Annotated in this window: 19 protein-coding genes; 14 read left to right on the top strand and 5 right to left on the bottom strand. The window is 62.3% G+C overall.

The features are described from left to right. The first annotated feature begins 6 nt into the window (after nt 1–6). The 9 genes from ribBA to M0808_RS10490 all read left to right on the top strand — a co-directional run bounded on the left by ribBA (nt 7) and on the right by M0808_RS10490 (nt 6,637). Nucleotides 7–1,098: a bifunctional 3,4-dihydroxy-2-butanone-4-phosphate synthase/GTP cyclohydrolase II gene (gene ribBA, locus M0808_RS10450; protein WP_007966103.1), complete on the top strand. Its 1,092-nt coding sequence runs from the start codon at nt 7–9 to the stop codon at nt 1,096–1,098. A gap of 236 nt (nt 1,099–1,334) precedes the next feature. Next, nucleotides 1,335–1,811 (top strand): 6,7-dimethyl-8-ribityllumazine synthase, encoded by a 477-nt coding sequence (ribE, locus tag M0808_RS10455; RefSeq protein ID WP_003228649.1) that lies wholly within the window; start codon nt 1,335–1,337, stop codon nt 1,809–1,811. Next, nucleotides 1,808–2,308, top strand: a complete 501-nt coding sequence (gene nusB / locus M0808_RS10460) for a transcription antitermination factor NusB (protein WP_003228643.1) — start codon at nt 1,808–1,810, stop codon at nt 2,306–2,308. The genes ribE and nusB overlap by 4 nt, the downstream gene beginning before the upstream one ends. Before the next feature lie 17 nt (nt 2,309–2,325). After that, entirely contained in the window at nt 2,326–3,291 is a 966-nt protein-coding gene (gene thiL / locus M0808_RS10465; protein WP_247840987.1) for a thiamine-phosphate kinase, read from the top strand. Beyond that, on the top strand, nt 3,288–3,791 hold the full coding sequence (locus tag M0808_RS10470; RefSeq protein WP_007910933.1) for a phosphatidylglycerophosphatase A: 504 nt from the start codon (nt 3,288–3,290) through the stop codon (nt 3,789–3,791). The genes thiL and M0808_RS10470 overlap by 4 nt, the downstream gene beginning before the upstream one ends. 34 nt (nt 3,792–3,825) lie before the next feature. Continuing rightward, complete coding sequence (locus M0808_RS10475; protein WP_247840989.1) at nt 3,826–4,563, top strand: transporter substrate-binding domain-containing protein; 738 nt, start codon at nt 3,826–3,828, stop codon at nt 4,561–4,563. A gap of 240 nt (nt 4,564–4,803) precedes the next feature. Then, nucleotides 4,804–5,421 carry a GTP cyclohydrolase II gene (gene ribA / locus M0808_RS10480; protein ID WP_027612931.1) on the top strand — a complete coding sequence of 206 codons (618 nt, stop codon included), beginning with the start codon at nt 4,804–4,806 and terminating at the stop codon, nt 5,419–5,421. After that, a complete protein-coding gene (locus M0808_RS10485; RefSeq protein ID WP_135296655.1) occupies nt 5,418–5,837 on the top strand; it encodes an MFS transporter in 420 nt (139 codons plus the stop codon). The genes ribA and M0808_RS10485 overlap by 4 nt, the downstream gene beginning before the upstream one ends. Continuing rightward, entirely contained in the window at nt 5,837–6,637 is an 801-nt protein-coding gene (locus M0808_RS10490) for a cobalamin-binding protein (RefSeq protein ID WP_139055382.1), read from the top strand. The genes M0808_RS10485 and M0808_RS10490 overlap by 1 nt, the downstream gene beginning before the upstream one ends. A 111-nt stretch (nt 6,638–6,748) precedes the next feature. Here the strand turns inward: M0808_RS10490 and M0808_RS10495 are convergent, their stop codons facing one another. From M0808_RS10495 to M0808_RS10515, 5 genes are all read right to left on the bottom strand, one after another. Further along, on the bottom strand, nt 6,749–8,629 hold the full coding sequence (locus M0808_RS10495; protein ID WP_247840991.1) for a TonB-dependent receptor: 1,881 nt from the start codon (nt 8,627–8,629) through the stop codon (nt 6,749–6,751). A 141-nt stretch (nt 8,630–8,770) separates the two neighbouring features. Beyond that, a complete protein-coding gene (dxs, locus tag M0808_RS10500; protein WP_247840993.1) occupies nt 8,771–10,669 on the bottom strand; it encodes a 1-deoxy-D-xylulose-5-phosphate synthase in 1,899 nt (632 codons plus the stop codon). A 91-nt stretch (nt 10,670–10,760) separates the two neighbouring features. Then, a complete protein-coding gene (ispA, locus tag M0808_RS10505; protein WP_098965811.1) occupies nt 10,761–11,648 on the bottom strand; it encodes a (2E,6E)-farnesyl diphosphate synthase in 888 nt (295 codons plus the stop codon). Further along, complete coding sequence (locus tag M0808_RS10510) at nt 11,645–11,887, bottom strand: exodeoxyribonuclease VII small subunit (protein ID WP_083367802.1); 243 nt, start codon at nt 11,885–11,887, stop codon at nt 11,645–11,647. The genes ispA and M0808_RS10510 overlap by 4 nt, the downstream gene beginning before the upstream one ends. A 112-nt stretch (nt 11,888–11,999) precedes the next feature. Beyond that, the gene (locus M0808_RS10515) at nt 12,000–13,145 is read right to left on the bottom strand and encodes a Fic family protein (RefSeq protein WP_098965809.1); all 1,146 of its coding nucleotides are present in this window, start codon (nt 13,143–13,145) and stop codon (nt 12,000–12,002) included. Nucleotides 13,146–13,426: 281 nt separating this feature from the next. Here M0808_RS10515 and M0808_RS10520 point away from each other — a divergent pair, with 281 nt between their 5' ends. Genes M0808_RS10520 through M0808_RS10540 form a run of 5 tightly spaced genes read left to right on the top strand, consistent with a single transcriptional unit; the run spans nt 13,427 to nt 22,796 of the window. After that, complete coding sequence (locus M0808_RS10520; RefSeq protein ID WP_135296650.1) at nt 13,427–14,218, top strand: DUF2135 domain-containing protein; 792 nt, start codon at nt 13,427–13,429, stop codon at nt 14,216–14,218. Nucleotides 14,219–14,256: 38 nt separating this feature from the next. Continuing rightward, nucleotides 14,257–15,969 carry a DUF2138 domain-containing protein gene (locus tag M0808_RS10525; RefSeq protein ID WP_135296649.1) on the top strand — a complete coding sequence of 571 codons (1,713 nt, stop codon included), beginning with the start codon at nt 14,257–14,259 and terminating at the stop codon, nt 15,967–15,969. After that, nucleotides 15,954–16,604, top strand: coding sequence for a DUF1175 family protein (locus tag M0808_RS10530; RefSeq protein ID WP_003228618.1), 651 nt, complete (start codon nt 15,954–15,956; stop codon nt 16,602–16,604). Before M0808_RS10525 ends, M0808_RS10530 begins: the two co-directional genes overlap by 16 nt. Further along, nucleotides 16,601–21,175, top strand: coding sequence for an alpha-2-macroglobulin (locus M0808_RS10535; protein WP_247840995.1), 4,575 nt, complete (start codon nt 16,601–16,603; stop codon nt 21,173–21,175). Before M0808_RS10530 ends, M0808_RS10535 begins: the two co-directional genes overlap by 4 nt. A gap of 1 nt (nt 21,176) precedes the next feature. After that, a complete protein-coding gene (locus M0808_RS10540) occupies nt 21,177–22,796 on the top strand; it encodes a DUF2300 domain-containing protein (protein WP_247840997.1) in 1,620 nt (539 codons plus the stop codon). The last annotated feature ends 3 nt before the right edge of the window (nt 22,797–22,799 follow it).

Raw genomic sequence — 22,799 nt, forward strand, 5'->3', positions numbered from 1 at the left:
TGCCTTGTGGCGCTCAATAGCATCGAAGAACTGGTTGAAGACATCCGCCAAGGCAAGATGGTCATCCTCATGGATGACGAAGACCGCGAGAACGAAGGCGACCTGATCATGGCCGCCGAATGCTGCAAGGCCGAGCACATCAACTTCATGGCCAAGCACGCCCGTGGCCTGATCTGCATGCCGATGAGCCGCGAGCGCTGCGAGCTGCTGAAGCTGCCACTGATGGCGCCACGCAACGGTTCCGGTTTCGGCACCAAGTTCACCGTGTCGATCGAAGCTGCCGAAGGCGTGACCACCGGTATCTCCGCCGCCGACCGTGCGCGCACCGTGCAAGCGGCGGCGGCCAAAGACGCCAAGGCTGAAGACATTGTCAGCCCGGGCCACATCTTCCCGCTGATGGCCCAGGCCGGCGGCACCCTGGCGCGTGCTGGTCATACTGAAGCGGCCTGCGACCTGGCGCGCATGGCCGGTTTCGAACCAAGCGGCGTGATCTGCGAAGTGATGAACGACGACGGCACCATGTCCCGTCGCGCCGAGCTGGAAGCGTTTGCCGCCGAACACAACATCAAGATCGGCACCATCGCCGACCTGATTCACTACCGGATGATCCACGAACGTACCGTTCAGCGGATTGCCGAGCAGCCGCTGGACAGCGAACTGGGCCAATTCAACCTGGTGACCTATCGTGATTCGGTGGAAGGCGATGTGCACATGGCCCTGACGCTGGGCACCGTTTGCGCCGAGGAACCGACCCTGGTTCGCGTGCACAACATGGACCCGCTGCGCGACCTGCTGATGGTCAAGCAACCGGGCCGCTGGAGCCTGCGCGCCGCGATGGCTGCGGTGGCCGAGGCCGGCAGCGGTGTGGTGCTGTTGCTCGGCCACCCGCTGGACGGCGATGTACTGCTGGCGCACATCCGCGAAACCGCTGATCAGGCGGCGGTGAAAAAACCGACCACCTACAGCATTGTCGGCGCCGGTTCGCAGATCCTGCGTGACCTCGGCGTACGCAAAATGCGCCTGATGTCGGCACCGATGAAATTTAATGCGATATCCGGTTTCGATCTGGAAGTTGTAGAATACGTGCCCTCCGAATAATGACCCGGTAAATTCGGCATTGTTGATGTAGATCCTTGTGGTGAGGGGATTCATCCCCGACGGGCTGCGTAGCGGCCCTATTTGGTTGGGACTGCTGCGCAGTCCATCGGGGATGAATCCCCTCGCCACAGGGGTGTAGTCGAACAGCAATGCGGTGTTTCCGGTCATGAATTTGTGGCTAATATCACTGAGGGATGCGTACGAAACGTGTCCCGGCTCTTTAAGAGATCTGACGAATGACCCTGAAGACCATCGAAGGTACCTTCATCGCCCCTAAAGGCCGCTACGCTCTGGTAGTGGGCCGTTTCAACAGCTTCGTGGTTGAAAGCCTGGTCAGCGGTGCAGTTGATGCCCTGGTTCGCCACGGCGTGAGCGAAAGCGACATCACCATCATCCGCGCGCCTGGCGCCTTCGAAATCCCGCTGGTTGCGCAGAAAGTCGCCCAGAAAGGCGAGTTCGCAGCCATCATCGCCCTCGGCGCGGTCATTCGTGGCGGCACTCCACACTTCGAATACGTGGCAGGCGAATGCACCAAGGGTCTGGCCCAGGTGTCCATGGAGTTCGGCGTACCGGTCGCGTTCGGCGTCCTGACCGTTGATTCCATCGAGCAAGCCATCGAACGTTCCGGCACCAAGGCCGGCAACAAAGGTGCTGAAGCTGCCCTGTCCGCTCTGGAAATGGTCAGCCTGCTGGCGCAGTTGGAGGCCAAGTGATTAGCGACGATAGCGATCGTTTCAACCCGCGCGATCCGAAACCTGCGGATGCCGGCAAGCCATCGAAAAGCGTCAAGCGTCGCGAAGCCCGTCAGCTCGCGACTCAGGCCCTGTATCAGTGGCACATGGCCAAGGCTTCGCTGAACGAGATCGAAGCGCAGTTCCGCGTTGATAACGATTTCACCGATGTCGATGGCGCGTATTTCCGCGAAATCCTCCACGGGGTTCCGGCGAGCCGCACCGAAATCGACACCGCGCTCAAGCCGTGCCTGGACATCGAAATCGAAGAGCTGGACCCGGTTGAACTGGCGGTTCTGCGCCTGTCCACCTGGGAGCTGCTCAAGCGCGTCGATGTGCCGTACCGCGTTGTGATCAACGAAGGTATCGAGCTGGCGAAAGTCTTCGGTTCGACCGACGGCCACAAGTTCGTCAACGGCGTACTCGACAAGCTGGCTCCGCGCCTGCGTGAAGCTGAAGTGAAGGCGTTCAAGCGCTGATACGCGCTTGAGACCTCATGGGCGAGTTTGAGCTGATCCGCAATTTCTTCGCCGCCGCGCCTTGTGCGCAGGGCGGCGAGGGCGTTGCCCTGGGGATCGGCGACGACTGCGCCTTGCTCGCGGTTCCCTCCGGGGAACAGCTGGCGATTTCCACCGATACGCTGGTGGCCGGCGTGCATTTCGCCGATCCCTGCGATCCGTTTCTGCTCGGTCAGCGCTCGCTGGCCGTCGCGGTCAGCGACCTGGCCGCCATGGGTGCCACGCCCGTTGCCTTTACCCTTGCCCTGACTGTGCCGACGGTGACCGCCGATTGGCTGCAAGCCTATGCCCACGGTTTGAACCGCATGGCGCAGAACTGCAGCATCGCGCTGGTCGGCGGCGACACCACGCGCGGCCCGTTGAGCCTGACGGTCACGGTGTTCGGTCGGGTGCCGGCCGGGCAGGCCTTGACCCGCAGCGGCGCACAACCGGGCGATCTGCTCTGCGTCGGCGGCGAGCTGGGCAATGCCGCCGGTGCCTTGCTGCTGGTGCTTGGCCAGCGTGAAGCCGAACCGGATATCGCCCAGCCGTTGCTCGATCATTACTGGTCGCCCCAGCCGCAACTGGCTCTTGGTCAGGCGCTGCGTGGCAAGGCCACTGCCGCTCTCGACATCTCCGACGGCCTGCTCGCCGACTGTGGGCATATCGCCCTGGCCTCGCAGGTTCGCCTCGAAGTTGAACGTGAGCGCGTACCGTTGTCCGATGCTTTAGTGGCGTTTCTCGGTCAGCGCGGTGCCGAACGGGCGGCGTTGAGTGGCGGCGATGACTATGTACTGGCCTTCACGCTACCGTCCGTCGAGTTGCCGGCGCTGCTGGCCGATGGCTGGCCGATCCATGTGATCGGGCGTGTGGCGCAGGGCCAGGGTGTGGTCCTGCTGGATCGCGAAGGACACGACATCACCCCGCAAATCCGGGGTTATCAACATTTTCAGGAGACACCGTGACAGATCACCCGAAACAGGTTCCGGCCGAATTCGTTCCGCCGTCGGTCTGGCGCAATCCCTGGCATTTCCTCGCGTTCGGCTTCGGCTCCGGCACCTTGCCGAAAGCGCCGGGCACGTGGGGTTCGTTAGTTGCGCTACCCTTTATCCCGTTGTGGCAGATGTTGCCCGACTGGGGTTACTGGCTGATGCTCGGAATCACCATGCTGTTCGGCTTCTGGCTGTGCGGCAAGGTCGCCGACGATCTGCGGGTCCACGACCACGAAGGCATCGTCTGGGACGAAATGGTCGGGATGTGGATCACCCTGTGGCTGGTGCCGGAGGGCTGGTACTGGTTGCTCGCGGGTTTTCTGGTGTTCCGTTTCTTCGACATTCTCAAGCCGTGGCCGATTCGCTGGATCGACCGGCATGTCCACGGCGGCGTCGGCATCATGCTCGACGACGTGCTGGCCGGCGTATTCGCCTGGCTGGCAATGCAGGGACTGGTGTGGATTTTCGCCTGATCCGGATCGTCAGGGTTAAGTGAGGAAACTAGGGATGGCTCGACGCTGGTTGGCGCTTGTGATGTTTACCTTGCTGGGCACTGTCGCCAGTGCGCAGGAAGCTGCGCCGACGCCCGCGGTCATCCATCTGGCCAGCGAAGACTGGGAAGACTACACCGCCGCCGACGGCCATGGCCTGGGCTGGGACGTGCTGCGCAAGGTGTTCGAGCCGGCCGGGGTGAAACTCGACATTCGCAGCGAACCGTACACTCGTTCAGTTGGGCTGGCCCAGCGTGGCGAGGTCGATGCTTGTGTCGGTTCTTATCATGAAGAATTCAGCGACCTGCTCTATCCGCGCTGGAATTTCGACACCGACCACATCTACGCCCTGGGCCTGGCGAGTAATCCAGCACCGACCCCGGAAACCCTCGGTCAATATCGGCTGGCCTGGGTTCGTGGTTACGACTATCAGAATTATCTACCCGGCGTGCGCAACTTCAACGAGGTCGTGCGACGTACCGGGATCCTCTCGATGCTCACCCACAACCGCGCCGACTATTACATCGATGCTTTGACCGAAATCGATTACGTGCTTGGCCGGGCCAGGGAACCGACGCAGTTTCGCAAGACGCATATCGCCGAACTGCCGCTGTACCTGTGCTTCGCCAACACACCGCAAGCGCGCATGTTGATGGCAGTGTTCGACCGGCGCATGGAGCAGTTGGTCAAGAGCGGCGAGCTCAAGCCAATTTTCGAACAGTGGAAGCAGCCGTATCCGTTCGAGCCGAACTGACAGGGCCGTCCCCCCTGTGGGAGCGGGCTTGCTCGCGAATGCGGTAGTTCAGCCAGCCTATTGCCGACTGACACGACGCCTTCGCGAGCAAGCCCGCTCCCACAGGGGGGGGCAAGCAAGCCGGGTGTTATCAAACTTTTTGATCGTTATGCCCGATAATTCAGCCTAAGCGTCTGCAGGAACCTGCTGTTACAATGCCGGCCTGCGAATTTTCAGAATTTTTAGATCAGGAGCACACCGGTGCCTGTCGTTTTTGTCGCCGCTTCCAAGCTGCCAACGCCTTTTGCGCAATTCACCATGCACGGTTTTCTCGATGAGGCTACCGGCCGCGAGCACGTTGTGCTGAGCCTGGGTGATTTCGCCGACGGTGCCCCGGTTCTCGGCCGGTTGCACTCCGAGTGCCTGACCGGTGACGCCCTGTTCAGCCAGCGCTGCGACTGTGGCTCGCAACTCGAAGCGGCGCTCAAGGCCATCGCCCGTGAAGGCCGTGGCGTGCTGCTGTACCTGCGTCAGGAGGGTCGCGGCATCGGTCTGCTGAACAAGATCCGCGCCTACGAGTTGCAGGACGGTGGCGCCGACACCGTTGAAGCCAACGAGCGTCTGGGCTTTGCCGCCGATCAGCGTGACTACGCCATGTGCCTGCCGATGCTCGAGCATCTGGGTGTGAAGTCGCTGCGTCTGATGACCAACAACCCGCGCAAGGTCAAAGCCCTGACCGACATGGGCATCGTCGTCGCCGAGCGCGTGCCGCTGCACACCGGCCACAACCCGCACAACAAGCTGTACCTGGCGACCAAGGCCAGCAAGCTCGACCACATGATGGGCAACGAGCATCAGGGCGAGGTCGACCGCGCGTGACCCGCGGTCAGGTGCGTCGCCGTCTGGCGGTCGACTGGTGGAAATACCTGGCGCTGGCGCTGGTACCCCTGTTTGTCCTGAATGGCCTGTTCGGCCAGGGCGAAGGCATTCTGCCGGTGCTGGCTATGCCGTTATTCATTGCCGGCGTTGCGTCGATGTTTGTCAGCCTGAAGTTCTTCGGGCGCTACAAACACGCGTTGATCGCCACGCAGAAAGCCCTCGACACCCCTGATGAACCGGCGGCCTGGATTGCTTTGGCCACTCAGCGCCGTATTGCATTGCTCGCGGCATCGTTGCCGGCATGGATCGGTGCGCTGGCGGTGTTCGTCGGCCTCGAAGCCGTACCGCTGATGCTGCTGGCGTTGTCCACGGCGGTGCTGTTCTACCTCTACCGTATCCCGCGTCAACTCGGCTGATGCGTCGTCTGTGGCTGGCGGTTCTGCTGCTGGCCTGCGCCGGCCCGGTGCTGGCGAGTCTGCGAGTGGTCAGTCTCGCGCCTTCTCTGTCTGAAATCGTTGTCGAGCTGGGCTCGGCTGATCTGCTGGTTGGCGTGCTCGATGCCGGCGAGCGTCCGGCTGCCATTGCCGATGTTCCCTCGGTGGGGCGTTATGGCCAACTCGACATGGAGCGCCTGCTCAGTCTCAAGCCGGATTTGCTGCTGCTGTGGCCCGGCAGTGTCGGCCCGGCACAACGCGATCAGCTCAAACGCCTGAACATTCCGACCTACGTCGCCGAGCCGCACAATCTCGAACAGCTGTCTGCGCAGATCGAGACGATTGCCGCGCAACTGGGGCGACCTGAGCGTGGGACGAAACTGGCGGCGGACCTGCGCCAGAAGCTCGATGACCTGCGCCAACGCTATCGCCGGGACACGCCGATGACAGTGTTTTATCAAGTCTGGGACAAGCCGCTGTACACCGTCGGTGGCGGGCAGATCATCAGCGATGCGCTCGAAGTCTGTGGCGCACGCAATGTGTTTGCCGATCTGAGTTTGCCGGCGCCGCAGGTCAGCATCGAAGCCGTGTTGCAGCGTGATCCGCAGGTGATTCTGGCAGGTGATCAGGGCCAGCTCGATGCGTGGAAGGCCTGGCCGCAGGTGAGTGCGGTGGCACATGGTCAGTTGCTGCTGATCAGCGACAAAGGCCTGGAGCGCCCAAGCGGCCAGATGATCGAAGCCACCGCCAAACTCTGCCATTTGATTGCGCCTGAGCGCTGAGACCGAGGTGAATTCTTCGCGAGCAAGCCCGCTCCCACAGTTGGAATGCGTTACCCCTGTGGGAGCGGGCTTGCTCGCGAAGAGGCCAGTCAAAACAGCGTCAATTCCGGATCAAAGCCCCGGTGTCCAGGTCACCCCAAACACCCACGCCCGACCTTCCTCGCGATAGCCATACTGGCTGCCGTCATAGCTGTACAACGCGCGGCTGTAACCCTTGTCCAGCAGATTCTCGACCTTCAGATCCAGTTTGATCTCGCGATTCAGCGCCCAGTTGCTGCGCAGTCCAAGCGTGCCGTAGCCACCCAACGGCTGGGTGTTGTTCAGATCGTCGTAACTGCCGCTGACCAATTGCCAGCTCGCGCCGACGCCCAACCGGTCAAACTGTCGATCCAGATCCCAACTCATCGTGCGCCGCGCACGACGCGCCAACGTGTGCCCGCTATCGCGATCACGCGGGTCGATAATCGCCACACCGAGATTGCTCTGCCAGCCGAACAGTTCCTGTTTCAGCGCCGCTTCAAAGCCATTGATCCGCGCCGAGGCCACGTTCTCCGGGCGTGAGTTGCTGCCGAAGATGATCGCGTCTTGCAGATCCGTGCGGTAAATCGACGCCTCCAGCCGACTGCAATCGCTCAACTGACTGCGCCATTGCAGCTCGTAGCTTTTCGAGGTTTCCGGCTTCAGATCCGGGTTGCTGAAGTCCGGGTAGTACAGGTCGTTGAAGGTCGGCGCGCGGAAGCCTTCGCTGTAGCTCAGCAGCACATCGTTGTCCGGGTTCAGCGGCAGGGTAAAAGTGCCGCTCCAGGTGTTTTGGCTGCCGAACTGCTGGTTGTCGTCGTGGCGCAGGCCCAGTTCGGTGGAGAAGCTGTCGGCCTGATAACGATGCTGGATGAACGCGGCGCGGTTCCAGCGGCTGTCTTCGTCCAAGGAGCTGCGCTTACCGAAATCGTCGAAATCACTGTTGATTCGATCTTCGTACCAGTCTCCACCCAAAATCAGGCTGTTGCGCGCATCCAGGGTCAGGTCGTTCTGCCAGTTCACCGAGTCGCGATAGGTATTGAACACCGTGCGCTCGTCGCTGAGCTTGTCGAGGGTCTTTTCGCGGTTCTCGGTGTGGCCGAGTTCGACGCGGGTTTTCCAGGTGTTGTTGACCCGTGCGTCGAAGTAACTATTGATGCTGCTGACGTTGAAGTCGCTATATGGCTGCTGTTGGTAGGTGCCAAACGGACTGTCGAACTCGCTTTTGCCGCGGTTATCCAGCAGGTTGGCGCCGACCTCGATGTCATCGGTCAGCGCATGACTGAGACTCAGGCTGACGGATTGATTGCGATAGGCATCGTGATCGCTGTCGCTGGGGTATGACTCATGAGTACGGTCGAGGCCGGCGGTGTCATCGAGGCTGGCACCCAGGTTGAAGCGGGTCTTGTCATCGCCACCGGACAGGCCGAGGCTGCGTTCCCAGGTCTGGTTGCTGCCGAAGCCGACGTGCAAGCGCGGCTGCAAGCCTTGCTCGTTGCCGCGGCGGGTGAAAATCTGAATCACCCCGCCAATCGCATCGCTGCCGTAAATCACCGAGCGCGAACCGCGCAACACTTCCACGCGCTCGATCTGGTCGATGTTCAGGTGCTGCAGATTGCTGTCGCCGGAGGTCGAACTGCCGATGCGCTGGCCATCGACCAGCACCAGACTCTGCGCCGATTGCGTGCCGCGAATGTAGATCCCCGGCAGGCTACCGCGCCCACCGGCCTGCGCCACTTGCACACCCGGCACCCGCTGCAGCAGATCGGTGACGCTGCCCGGTTGCAGGCGGTCGATGTCTTCGCGGGTGAACACGGTGTTGGCGGCGCTGCTGTCGTTGCGCGCTTCGACCTGGCGGTTGGCGCTGATCAGCGTGTCGGGCAGCTTCAGGGCCTGATCGCGTTCGAAGCTGTCGGCGAGGGTGCTGGTGGCTGGCAGCAGGAAGAAGGGCAGGGCGAGGCGCGAGAGGTTCATCGGTGTTCCAGTGGATATTTCTGATGTACACAAATCAAATGTGGGAGCGGGCTTGCTCGCGAAGGCGCCGGTTCAGTCAACTCATCATCGACTGAACCGGCGCCTTCGCGAGCAAGCCCGCTCCCACATAGGTATTGCGTGTTACTTGTTGAGCAGTTCCAGACGCTCACGAATCGAAGCTTCGATTCCCGCTTCGTCCAGCCCGCACTCGGCCAGCATCTGCGCCGGTTTCGCGTGTTCGACGTAAATGTCCGGCAAGCCCAGATGCAGCATCGACTTGAGGATATTCTCGCGCGCCAGGAACTCGCTGACCGCGCCACCGGCACCGCCCATGACCGCGTTCTCTTCGATCGTCACCAGCAATTCGTGGTTGCCGGCGATTTCGCGCACCAGTGCCTCATCCAGCGGCTTGACGAAGCGCATGTCGACCACGGTCGCATCCAGCTTCTCGGCGACTTTCAGCGCTTCGGTCAGTTGCACGCCGAACACCAGCAGGGCGACTTTGCTGCCCTGACGACGGACGATGCCCTTGCCGATTTCGATCGGCTCGAGATCCTTGTCGATGGTCGCATTCGGGCCGGTGCCGCGCGGATAACGCACTGCCGCCGGGCCGTTGTACAGGTGGCCGGTGGTGAGCATCTTGCGCAGTTCGTTTTCATCGCTTGGGGTCATGATGACCATGCCCGGAATGCAGCGCAGGTAAGACAGATCGAAGCTGCCGGCGTGAGTTGGGCCGTCTTCACCCACCAGACCGGCGCGGTCGATGGCGAACAGCACGTCGAGGTTCTGCACCGCGACGTCATGCACCAACTGGTCGTAGCCGCGTTGCAAGAATGTCGAGTAGATCGCCACCACCGGTTTGGCGCCTTCGCAGGCCATGCCGGCGGCGAACGTCACGGCGTGCTGTTCGGCAATCGCCACGTCGAAGTAGCGCAGCGGGAAACGTTCGCTGAACGCCACCAGATCCGAGCCTTCCTTCATCGCCGGGGTGATCCCGACCAGACGCGGGTCAGCCGCGGCCATGTCGCACAGCCATTCGCCGAACACCGCCGAATACTTCGGCCCGCCGGCCTTTTTCGGCGCAGCGGCCGGGGCGTCGAGCGGTTCGAGCTTGGTGATCGCGTGGTAACCGATCGGGTCGACTTCCGCCGGGGCGAAGCCTTTACCTTTCTTGGTGACGATGTGCAGAAACTGCGGGCCTTTCAGATCGCGCATGTTGCGCAGGGTGGCGATCAGGGTCGGCAGGTCGTGGCCGTCGATCGGGCCGATGTAGTTCCAGCCCAGCTCTTCGAACAGGGTGCCGGGAACCAGCATGCCTTTGGCGTATTCTTCGGTGCGACGGGCGATTTCCCAGGCGCCGGGCAGGCGCGACAGGACTTTCTTGCTGCCCTCACGCATGCTCGCGTAAGTGCGGCTGGAAAGAATCTTCGCCAGATAATTGGACAGGCCACCGACGTTGCGCGAGATCGACATGTCGTTGTCGTTGAGGATCACCAGCATGTTGGCGTTGACTTCCGGCGCGTGGTTCAGCGCCTCGAAGGCCATGCCGGCGGTCAGCGCGCCGTCACCGATCACCGCAATCGCCTTGCGATCGCTGTTTTGCAGGCGGGCGGCAATCGCCATGCCCAGCGCTGCGCTGATCGAGGTGCTGGAGTGGCCGACGCCAAAGGTGTCGTATTCGCTCTCGGCGCGACGCGGGAAGGCGGCGATGCCGTCCTTCTGACGCAGGGTTTCCATGCGCTGGCGGCGACCGGTGAGGATCTTGTGCGGATACGCCTGATGACCGACGTCCCACACCAACCGGTCATCCGGGGTGTCGAAGACGTAATGCAACGCGATGGTCAGCTCGATGACGCCCAGGCCGGCACCGAAATGCCCACCGGTCTGGCCGACCGTGTAGAGCAATTCCAGGCGCAACTCATCGGCCAGGGTTTCCAGCTCGGCTTCGCCTAACCGGCGCAGGCCGTCCGGCGTGTTCGCGCGGTCGAGCAGGGGCGTGGTCGGGCGCTTGCGGGGAATCTCATGAAACGTCGTGGGCATCAGGCGAATCGTTATAGGTATAAAAGATGCGGCAGTTTACCTGATGCATCGCCCCCTGCCCACGCGTTGGTCTTTTTTGGCAGGTTGGCGTTCAGTTGCGCCGCTCGACGATATACCGGGCCAGGTCGCGCAAAGGCTCGGCTGCCGCGTCAAACGGTCGCAGCGCGTGCAGGGCCTGATCGCGCAGTTCCAGAGCGTAGGCTTTGGCGGCGTCCAGCCCCAGCAAGGCCGGGTAGGTCGGTTTGTCGCGGGCGATGTCGGCGCCCTGGCGTTTGCCGAGGGTTTCGGTATCGCTTTCGACGTCGAGAATGTCGTCCTGCACCTGAAAGGCCAGACCGATGGCCTGTGCATAAGCCTGCAGGGCTTTGAGTTGATCCTGCTCGGCGCGGCCGCTGGCCAGGGCGCCGAGCTTGACGCTGACTTCGATCAACGCGCCGGTCTTGTGCCGGTGCATTTGCTCCAGCGCTTGCTGATCCAGCTTCAGGCCGACCGAGCCGAGGTCGATGGCCTGACCGCCGACCATACCCGCCGGGCCTGCCGCGTGCGCCAGCGCCGTGACCTGTTGCAGACGGATGTCAGCGTCGAGGCTGCTCAGGCGCGGGTCGAGCAGGGCGCTGAAGGCCAGGCTCTGCAAGCCGTCACCGGCGAGAATCGCGCAGGCTTCGTCGAATTTCTTGTGGGTGGTGGGCTGGCCGCGACGCAGATCGTCGTCGTCCATCGCCGGCAAATCGTCGTGCACCAGCGAATAAGCGTGGATCAGCTCCACCGCGCAAGCCGCACCGTTGGCTTGCTCAGCCTTGCCGCCCAGCGCTTCGCACGCAGCGTAGGCGAGTAGCGGACGTACGCGTTTGCCGCCGATCATCACACTGTAGTGCATCGCCTCATACAGGCGCGACAGCTCCGGCAGCGGAGCCTTGAAGAGGATTTCCAGTGCTGCATTGACCCGCGCCTGGCTGGTCGCCGAATACGCCGCAATCATTCTGGCTGTTCCGCGTCGAAGGGTTCCTCGGCGAGTTCGCCATCGCGCTCCAGCAGCACTTGCACCTTCTGCTCGGCCTGGGCCAGCGCTGCCTGGCAGTCACGGGTCAGACCGATGCCCTGCTCGAAAGCGATCAGCGAGTCTTCCAGCGACAATTCCCCGTTCTCCAGGCGCTCGACCAGTGTTTGCAGGTCGGCGAGGGACTGTTCGAAATCCAGTGCAGCTTTTTTGCGGGCCATGGCGGCGATTTCCGGTTGACGTTAAACCGGCGCGACACTAGCAGATAGGGGGTTTATGGGCAAATGAGCGGGGCGCGGCCGACCCTTATCCCCTCACTACAGACGCCAGTGGTCAGTTTGAGGAATCGCCCGGGTAATTGATTTTGTAGCGGGTACTCCGTCCCCCCCCCGGCATTCTTTGCAGGCAGCCCTTTTCCAGCAGTTCCGCCAGATGGCGGGTTGCCGTGGCTTTCGAGACCTTGGCCACCGCTTGATACTGTGCCGCGCTGATGCCGTGCTCGAAGCCTCGTTCTCCACCGTCGAGCAGGCGATTGAGCACTTTACTCTGCTCCACCGAAAGCTCGGATTCACGGTGCGCCTGCCAGAAGCGGGTTTTACCCAGCACACTTTCGATACGCGCGATGGCTTGCTGCAGACTGCGTAAAAGAGTCTGCAGAAACCAGGTGAGCCATTGGGTGACGTCCAGCGTGGCCTTTTGGCTGGCCTCGAGTACTCGGTAGTAGCCGTTGCGGTCATCGAGGATGCTGGCCGACATCGCGTAAAAGCGGATCGCCTGGGCTTCACCTTGCGCCAGCGCCAGATCGGTGATGGTCCGAGTCAGGCGACCGTTGCCGTCATCAAACGGATGCAGCGTGACAAACCAGAAATGCGCAATGCCAGCACGCAGCAACGGATCCAGCGCTGTTTGATGCTGGCTGGCCTCGAACCAAGTGAGAAATTTATCCACCTGCCGTTCGAGACCTTGGCGCGCAGGGGCCTCGAAATGCACAGTGGGACGGTCGAGACGACCGGAAACTACCTGCATCGGTTCGTCACCGCGAAGCGCACCGACATGCATCGACCTTGCGGTGAAGTCGCTTTCCTGATCCGGAAACAGCCATCGATGCCATTCCAGTAATCGCTCCAGCGTCAGTGGTTCAGCGAAGCGCCGGGTGGCGTCGAGCATCAGTTGGGCCAGGCCTTCGCTCCGTTGACTGACTTTATCGCTATCGGGCAACTCCAGCCCCAGGCGTCGAGCCAATGACGAGCGCACCGAGCCGACATTCAACTGTTCACCCTCAATGGCCGAAGAGGTCACGATGTTTTGCAACAGTGCGTCGAGTTCGGTCTGAGCGCTCAGGGAGTTGCCCACGGATCCAGCCATGCCCATCAATTGGCCTTGTGCCTGAACGCATTCACGCAGCAGCGGCGCCAGACGTTCTGCCTGCCAGTTGAAGTCGGGCCAATTCGGTTGCTGCCAGATCCATTGAGTGGTCATCGGTTACTGCCTGTAATAGGGCCGTGAGCCGAATAGAAATGCTATTCGGCTCATTTAGTGAGCCGAATATGACGGCTATTCGGCTCACCGTCTACTTTACGGCGTGATTCCCACCGCAAATCCAGATGTATCCGATTGTTAAAAAACTGCCGAATCGCTAATCTTCGCGCCTTCTACGACCCGCTAGTCACGGGGTCTTTCAGACGAAACGCAGTTTCCACCGCTGTGAAGTACCGAGGATCGGGTGCAAGGTTTCGTTCAGGCATGGCAGGAGGCATTACATGCGTTCATTTCTTTGGCTGCTGATCGGTTTGGCCTGCGCGCCTGCGCTGTGGGCGGCGCCGACTGCCGAGCTGTCTGAGCCATCCGGTGGCTGGCGTTATAACGGTCTGCTCGACCGCAGTGAAAACCCGCAAGTCGCCTATCCCACGCCGCCGATCGATCGCGGCATTCAGCGCAATCGCACGATGATTCAGGGCCAGCTCAAGGCCATTGGCAATCAGCGCGGGCCGCACACGCTGGCGGTCAACGGCAATCCATTGAATCTGTATACCGACGATGACGGGCGTTTCGCCCGGCCGTATGCGTTCGGCGCCGGTTCCAACAGTGTCGAAGTGCGCAGTGCCGAGGGCCAGTCGCTCAAGCGTGTGCAGTTCTACGAAGCGAACAACCTGCGCACTCCGGCGAAAATCCGTGTGGTGCTGGGTTGGGACGATCCCAAGGCCGAACTCGACCTGCACATCATTACGCCCGACGGTCAGCACGCGTTTTTCGCCCACACGGCGCTGACCAACGGCGGCGGTCTGGACCCGGACGGCGTCGATGGCCCCGGCCCGGAAATGTTCACCATGACCGCGCCGCTGCATGGCACCTATCTGGTTTACGTCAACTATTGGGGCAACTTCGGCGACGGCGGCTATAACTTCGAGGAGGCCAGCAATCAGAACGAGGTCATCACCTCGCAAATCACGCTGGTGCTCAACGAAAACACGGTCGACGAAAAACGCGAAACATTCATCGTGCCCCTGCGGGCGATCGGTGATCTGCTACTGGTCAAGACTTTCAACTATTAAGCATCCCGCTCCACGGATGAACTTCGGGTTTTGTGAACATGAGTGATAACGCTGCTTCTCCGGCCGTCCCGACACCTGCCGGCCAACCTTCCCGGCGCTGGCCGGCGCTGCTGATCGGCCTGGTCCTGGTAGCCGGGGTGGCCGGTGGTCTTGGCTGGCTCCTGCACAAGCCCAAGGTGCCGGCGGCGGCACTTGCCAGCGACAAGCTCGGCCTGAGTCGTCCGGATGCGCTGCTGGAAACCCGCTCCTTGAGCCAGTTGCCCAAGGACCTGCTGACGGTGCCGTTCCTCAAGGCCACGCTCACCGAGGATTTCGTCTTCTATTACGAAACCCACGCCGATCGCCTGGGGCTGATCGGCAGCCTGCGGCGGATCATCTACGAGCACGACCTGAAGCTGCAGGACAGCCTGATCGAACAGCTTTTCGATCAACCGGCAGATGTGGCGTTGTGGCGCGGTGCGGATGGCCGGCTCAAGGATTTCCTGCTGGTGATGGATCGCGGCGGCCTGGCGAAGCTTCTCGAACCGTTGGCGAAAGTGGCGCTGGACGATTCGCAACTCAGCGTCTTTGGCAGCCTCAAGGTCGGCGGTGACGAAGTACCGCTGTACCAGCTCAGCTACAACGCCAGCAAATCGCTGCTGTTCGCGTCGCGCGGCGACAAACTGGTGGTGCTGTCCAACCCGAACAAATATTACGACCCGGCCAGTGGCGAATCGGAAGAGTCCGGGCACGTCTCGCCACAAGCGCTGGCAGCGCTGCTCAACGGCGACAAACTGTTCCCCGAGGCTTTCGGTCTGCCGGCCAAGGCGCCGGAGATCAAACAGCGTCTGTCGGTCAATTCCAGCGTCCTTGCGATGGGCTATCAGCGCTTCATCCCGAACTTCGCCGGGCTGCGTTTCGACATGGACGACAAGGGCTGGCACAGCTACCTGGCCATGGATGAACTGGATAACCAGCCGGACTTCGATTTCAAACCGGTGTGGCAAGCCATGCCGCTGGGCGCCAGTGCCTGTGTGACTCTGCCGGTGGCGGCCGAGCCGCAGAAACCGCTGCTGGTGAAACTCGGCGCCGACGAAGCGGTGGCGCAGAAGCTCACCGAGCATGTGGCTGGCGCGGCGGGCCTGTGCTGGTACGCCGATTCGCGGTTGTACACGCCGTTGCTGGTTGCCAGCCTGAAGGACGAGGACAGCGGCAAGCTCGATGGCGACCTGGGCACGTTGTTCGGTTCGATGGTGGGCGCCTACGAGACGAATGTCGATGAACACGCATTCCCGGTGGTCGAGAAACAGGAAGGCCAGAGCCATGTCTGGCAGCGTCAGGTCAGCTCCAATTTCGGCCCGTACGCCGCCAAGACTGCCGAGAATCCGGACGCGATCAGCGGTAAAGCGTTCATGAAAGTCAGCCTCGCCCGTCACGGTTCGACGCTGCTGTTTTCCCTCGACGACAAACTGGTGGACAAGGCTCTCGGTACTCTCGACAAGCGCTTCCCGCCGATGGCCGACGTGCTGCCGAAAGATGTGCTGATGCCGATCTACTTCGGTCCGGATTCGATGGCGCAACTGATGCAGCAGGAAACCCTCGACAGCCTGCCGCAGGACATGGAGCCGGTGTTCTACAACGCCGCGCAAACGTACCTGATTCCGAAACTGCGCACCCTCGGCGGCTACGGCAAATACGCCCTGACCCTGCCCGAAGGCAGCGAGCCTGACGGCCACTGGCAATGGCTGCCGCTGGAATGGAAAGCGCTGTGACGACACTGATCCGCAGCCTCGGCCTGCTCGCGCTACTGCTCAGCGCGGGCGCCCGCGCCGTCGAAGCACCGGCGCTGGATCCGGCGCAGTCCCAGGTGTTCCGCGCCTGGTTCGTGCGCATCGCTCAGGAGCAACTGAGCCAGGGCCCGAGCCCGCGCTGGTATCAGCAGGACTGCGCAGGCCTTGTGCGTTTTGCCGCCAACGAAGCGCTGAAAGTCCACGACGACAAATGGCTGCGCAGCAATGGTCTGTCCAATCGCTACCTGCCGCCGGAGCTGACGCTCAGCGATGAGCAGCGCAAGCTCGCCCAGCAATGGCAGCAGGGCGGCGGCAAGGTCGGGCCGTACGTCAACGCGATCAAACTGATTCAGTTCAACAGCCATCTGGTCAGCCGCGACGTGTCCCAGGCACGCCCCGGCGACCTGATGTTTTTCGATCAGGGCGACGACCAGCACCTGATGATCTGGATGGGCCGCTACATCGCCTATCACACCGGCACGACCACCCCCACTGACAACGGCATGCGTTCGGCAAGCCTGCAGCAACTCATGACATGGAAGGACACCCGATGGATACCCGACGCAGCCAACCCCAACTTCATCGGCGTCTATCGACTGAACTTTCTCTCCCAATGACCGGTGCCCGCATGCTGCGACTCTGCGCTCGAATTCCCCTGCTGCTGGCGCTGTTGCTGCCATTGGCGACCGTCAACGCTGAAGATTCGGTGGAGCCGAGCGGCTACTCGCCGGTCGCCGGTGAAAGCTTCTTCCTGCTGGCCGACAGCAGTTTCGCCGCCGACGAGCAGGCAATGGTGCGTCTCGAAGCGCCGGGCCGGGACTATCGTCGTTTCCGCATGGAGCCGTACGGCGGCGCCGACATTCGCGTATACCGCATCGACAAACCGCTGGATTTCCTCAAGCGCCAGAAGAACCTGCACCGCGTGGTCAGCGACGGTCAGTTCAAGGGCGAGGGCTTGTCCAACACCCTCGCGTATCTGTGGGACAACTGGTACCGCAAATCGCGGCGGGTGATGCAGCGCGCGTTCTCCTACGAGTCGCGCAAGCAGGTCACCGAGGAAGTGCCGGAACTGAAGATGGGCAACGCCATCGCCGCGCCGACGCCGTACGACGCGCAGCCGCAATTCGCGCTGATTCCGGGTCTGCCGGTGGTCAGCCAGTTCCGTTATCCGCTGTGGCAGGCCAAACCGATCCAGCCGCCGGCCGGTGTCAATCTGGCCGGGTCTTCCAGCGAGTTCGTCAGCGTTGCGCCGGGTAACGTGTACATCCCGTTGGGCAACCTGAAGCCGGGCCTGTACCTGGTCGAAGCGCTGATCGGCAAGTATCGCGCGACCACCATGGTGTTCGTTTCCAACACCGTGGCGGTGAGCAAGATTGCCGGTGATGAATTGCTGGTCTGGGCCGCACGCAAACACGAAGGCAGTTCGGTGCCGAAGGTCAATGTGCTGTGGACTGACGGCCTCGGCGTGATGAGCAGCGGTGCCACTGATGCCGATGGTTTGCTGCGCCTGAAACACGTCAGCCCCGAGCGTTCGTTCGTCATTGGCGAGGACGAAGAGGGCGGGGTGTTCGTCTCGGAAAACTTCTATTACGACAGCGAAATCTACGACACCAAACTCTACGCGTTCACTGATCGACCGCTGTATCGCCCGGGGGATTGGGTGTCGCTGAAAATCGTCGGTCGCGAGTTCAAGAATGCGCGGGATTCGGTGCTGCCGGGCGCTGCTGACGTCAACGTCAGTGTGCTTGATGCCACCGGCACCGAGCTGCAACGCCTCGACCTGAAACTCGATTCCAAGGCTGGCACTCAGGGCCGGTTCCAGTTGCCGGATAACGCCGTGGCCGGTGGTTACGAGATCCGCTTCAACTACAAGGATCAGGCCTACAGCAGCGCCTTCCGCGTGGCCGACTACATCAAGCCGCACTTCGAAATTTCGCTGAATCTGGCCAAGCAGGATTACCGCACCGGCGAGCCGGTGAAGGGCAGTCTGGTGCTGCTGTACCCGGACGGCAAACCGGTGGCCAACGCCAAACTGAGCCTGAGCCTGCGTGCCCAGCAACTGTCGATGGTCGACAACGAGTTGCAATACCTCGGGCAATTCCCGGTGGAGTTGACCAGCACCGAACTGACCACTGACAGCAAGGGCAACGCGACCCTCGACCTGCCGGCCGCCGACAAACCGAGCCGTTACATGCTCACCGTGTTTGCCAGCGATGGCGCGGCGTATCGGGTCAAGACCACCAAGGAAATCCTCATCGACCGTGGCGCCGCGAGCTTCCGCCTGAGTGCGCCGCAACGTTTCAGCGCAGTCAACGACAAAGTCGCGTTCAGCTACGCCAACGAGGGCGGCAGCGAGCAGAGCAAAGTCGTGACCCCAAGTAGCTACAGCTGGGTGCGTCTGGAAGACCAGAGCACTGGCGAAGGCAAACTCGCGGCGACTGACAAAGGCTTTAGTCTGGCCTTTGAACGTCCGGGTACTTACAACCTGACGCTGAAAGATCAACACGGTCGCGTCCTCGGCGCCACCGGCCATTCGGTCACCGGCGACGGTGTCAAAGCGGTGCCGGGCACTGTGGAAATCGTCCTCGACAAGCCCGAGTACAAGGCCGGCGATGAAGCGCTGGCACTGATCACCTTCCCTGAGCCGGTCAGCGATGCACTGCTGTCGCTGGAGCGCGACAAGGTCGAAGCCACCGCGCTGCTGGCCAAGGGCGGCGACTGGCTGAAACTGGAAAAACTCAGCGACACCCAATACCGCGCGCGCATTCCGGTGAAGGACAACTTCGCGCCGAACCTGACCTTCTCGGTGCTCTACACCAAGGGCGGGCAGTACAGCTTCCAGAACGCCGGGATCAAAGTGATTGCCCCGCAAATCGACGTGGCGATCAGCACCGACAAACAGGTGTATCTGCCGGGCGACACGGTGACCGTCGACCTGACTACGCAGTTCGCCGGTAAAGCAGTTCCGGCGCATCTGACGGTGAGTGTTGTCGATGAAATGGTCTACGCGCTGCAACCGGAAGTCGCGCCGACCATCGACCAGTTCTTCTACCACCCGCGTCGCAATAATGTGCGCACCAGCGCCAGCCTGTCGTTCATCAGTTACGACGTGGCGTTGCCGGGCAGCCCCGGCGCGCCGGGCAAGGCCAACCGCAGCGAACGTGGGGTGAAAGTGCTGGAGCGCCCACGTCGTGAAGACGTCGACACCGCCGCGTGGCAGCCGGAATTGCTCACCGGTGCCGACGGCAAAACCCGTTTCACCTTCAAGATGCCGGACTCGCTGACCCGCTGGCGCATCACCGCCCGGGCTATCGCCGACGACGGCCAGGTCGGGCAGAAGAAGCAGTTCGTCCGTTCGGAAAAACCGCTGTACCTGAAGTGGAGCGGGCCGAGCAAATTCCGCAAGGGCGATCAGCCGCAACTCGGTGTGTTCGCCTTCAGCCAGGCCGAAAAACCGGTCAAGGCTGAGCTGATCACCCATTACGCTGGCGCCGAACAACGCCTGCCGGTAACCCTGAACAACGGCATCAACTACGTGCCGCTGCCAGCGTTCGCCCTGGCCTCGGGTGAGTGGACCGCCGAGCTGGTGCAGGACGGCAAAACCGCTGACGCCCTCGCCGTGCGCCTGAGCGCGACCGGTGACGGCTGGCAAGTCACGCAAACCCAGAGCCTCGACGTGGCCAGCGGCGACACCCCGTTGAGCCTGCCGGCCGACGCCACCGACATTCGTCTGCGTCTGGATGACAGTCCGCAAGCGCTGTTCCGTTCCGCGCTCGATGATTTGCTGAGCTACCCGTACGGCGGCGTCGAGCAGACCGCCAGCCGCTTGCTGCCGCTGAGCATCGCTTATCCGTCGCTGGCGTCGAGCCCGCAGATCCGCGATCGCCTGCGCCTGATCATGCAGAACAGCCGTCTGCGTCTGGTGCAAATGGCCGGGCCGTCGGCGAGCTTCACCTGGTGGGGCTTCGACGGCGAGCCGGACGCGTTCCTCACTGCTTACGCCTACTACGCCGACTGGAACGCCAGTCAGGTGCTGGAACTGACCTTGCCGCCGGAGCATTGGCAGCGAGTGCTGGAGGTCTACGCCAAGCAAGCGCCGAACACGCCACTGCTGCAGCGGGCGCTGATCCTGTCGTTCGCCAAGCAGATGCACCTGCCGGTGAATACCCTGCTCAGCGGTTTGATGGACGATCTGGCCAAGGCCGGTGAGGGCAATGCCGAAAACCTGATGAACGACGGTGAAGACAGCCTGGTGATGAGCGACCCGGATTCGGCGCTCGGTCTGGCGGCGGCGCGGGTGTTGACCGCGGCGCTGGCCACGCAATCGAAAGTCGCGTTGCCGGAGGCATTCAACCGTCTGGTTGGCGCGGCGCAACAGCGTCTGGCGGTCAGTTCGCAGCCGTTTGCCGAAGCGCTGAACCTGTCGCTGCAACCGTTTGATCAGGCGCGGGCGACGGCGTTGTTGCAACGTCTGTTGCCACAGCAATCGACCCTCGAACGCGCCCTGGCGCTGAGCTGGTTGCAACGCAGCATCGCTCAGGCCTCGCCGACCATCGCGCTGATGCCGGGTGAAGGCTGGAAGAAAAACTACGGCGCGACCGGCGAGATGTTCTGGACCTGGCAGGGGGCGACACCAGTGCCGAGCGTGTTGTCGGTGTCCGGTACTCAGGAGCGACCGCTGCGGGCGGCACTGAGCTTCCAGACCCAGCAACCGGCCGTCGATCCAATGGCCGTGACTATCACCCGCCGTTTGTCGCGGCTGGTGCCGGGCGATGAAGCCTTCACCTTCAAGCTGGAACCGGTCGGCAGCAAACCGCTGTCCAGCGACAGCCTGTACCTGGACGAAGTGATCCTCACCAGCAAGGCGCCGAAACCGCTGCGCTACGGCATGCTCGAGGTGCCGCTGCCACCGGGCGCCGACGTCGAGCGCACCACTTGGGGCATCAAGTTGCAAGGCAAGGACGGCACCGAACCGACCGCGCTGGAAAAGGCGCGCTTCGAACCGGGGCAATTGGCCTACGCGGTGCCGGTGGATGCGCTGAGCGGCGAATTGCGCCTGCGCCATCTGGTGCGCTTCTCGCAGAAGGGTCAGTTCAACCTGCCGCCGGTGCGTTTCACTCAGGTCTACGCGCCGCAGCATCAGGCCCGGGAAGCGAAAGCCGCCCTCGGTCAGGTCACGGTCAACTGACATGAACCGGCCGCTGCTGTGGCTGCTGATGTGTGTGATGCCTGCGCTGGCGACGGCGCAGGATGAGCCGCTGCGGCTGGCGTACAAGGGCGAGTTGCTGTCGTTGAATCACACACAGCTGATCGCCCGCGAGCCATTGCCGTCGACGCTGGATACGCCGCTGGGCAGTCTGTGGAAATTGTTCGTCTATGCGTGGCTGGTGGATACCGGCGCGCGCGAGCCGGCGTATGAATGTCGCGGGCAGTCAAAGGAAGAGGTTTATTGCTGCTCGGCGGGCGGCAAGATCGAGCGTGATCAGGCGTTGGTCAAATCCTGCGGGTTGTACTTTGAGCCGGCGAGATTGGGCATTGCTGCTGCCGATTGGCGCACCTATTGGCAGGCGCGGCAGGCGCCGTCGTGGTTGCTGGATTTGCCGACCGTGCAACCGGCTACTCGGGTTTCCGTGACTGACTTGCTGAAGGTGTTGTCGGTGCTGCCAGCGCAGGAGCAGATGCGCCGGGTGTTGCTCGACGTCGTGCTGAATGCGGCGGACGGCAATGTCGTCGGCGAACTCGGTGGTCGCCTGCGGGTGAAAACCTGGAGCTGGCTCGGCGATCAGGATCCGCAATCGCGCCAGGGTGGTTTTGCCGGTTGGACGGCGGACGGCTCGCCGATCTGGGCCGGTGGGCGTGGCACCAGTCAGATGGTTTTGCGCCATTACGGTCAGGCGCTGGCGACGGTGCTGCCTTCTTCGTGGCCGGCGGAAGCAGGGCGTTGCGTTGAGGTCGGTCTGTTTTCGCGTTATCCCGTTTCCCGGGTTCTGGCCGGTGATCGGGTGGTGACTTCGGGCCCATTGCAGGGCGATTACCGCGTCGAATTCGCCAACGGTAACGCGCTGGATATCCACAGCGCCGGCGAACTTTTTCTGCTCGACGACAAACTGGTCGCCAGACTTGATCGCGAAGAATACGTCGCCCGCGTCCTTGAGCGCGAAGCCAAACCTGAACCCGCCGAAGCTGCCAAGGCACTGGCCGTGGCGATCCGCACCTATCTGCTGCAAAACGCCACGCGCAACGGCGATTGCCTGAGCATCGGCGACAGCAGCAACCGTCAGCGCGTCGCTCCGCGTCCGGCCTCCGCCGAGTCGCGCAACATCGCCGCATGGACAGCGGATCTGGTGCTGGCCGGCAGCACCGTCACCTATCACTCCGAGCAACCCGGCCCGGACAAACTGGCCTGGCAACAAGCCGTCGAGCAGGCCAACGCCGGCCAGCGCTACGACGCGATTCTGCTGCACGCCTATCCGCGCGCCAGCCTCAGCCGTTGGGACAACCCGGTTGCTTCCTGCGAAGCACTGCCCGCCGCACAGGACTGGCTGCAAAAGCAGCGTCGCGGCTGGCGTCCGACGCTGGAAAGCGAAACCGGCTACAACGAAGTCAGCTCGTTCGCCGTGTGCAAACTTGCGTTCGGCCGCCCGTTTGTCGATCGCGAACGCCAGCGCATTTACGTGCGCGGCGTGCTCACGCTGCAGGATCGCCTCGACCTGACTCACGAATACCTGCACCTGGCCTTTGAAGCACATCCCAATGGTCAGGATGAAACCTACATCGAAGGGCTCGCCCGTCACCTCTTGCTGGAATAGACC

The sequence above is a fragment of the Pseudomonas sp. MWU12-3103b genome (assembly GCF_023100615.1).
Classification (GTDB): domain Bacteria; phylum Pseudomonadota; class Gammaproteobacteria; order Pseudomonadales; family Pseudomonadaceae; genus Aquipseudomonas; species Aquipseudomonas putida_A.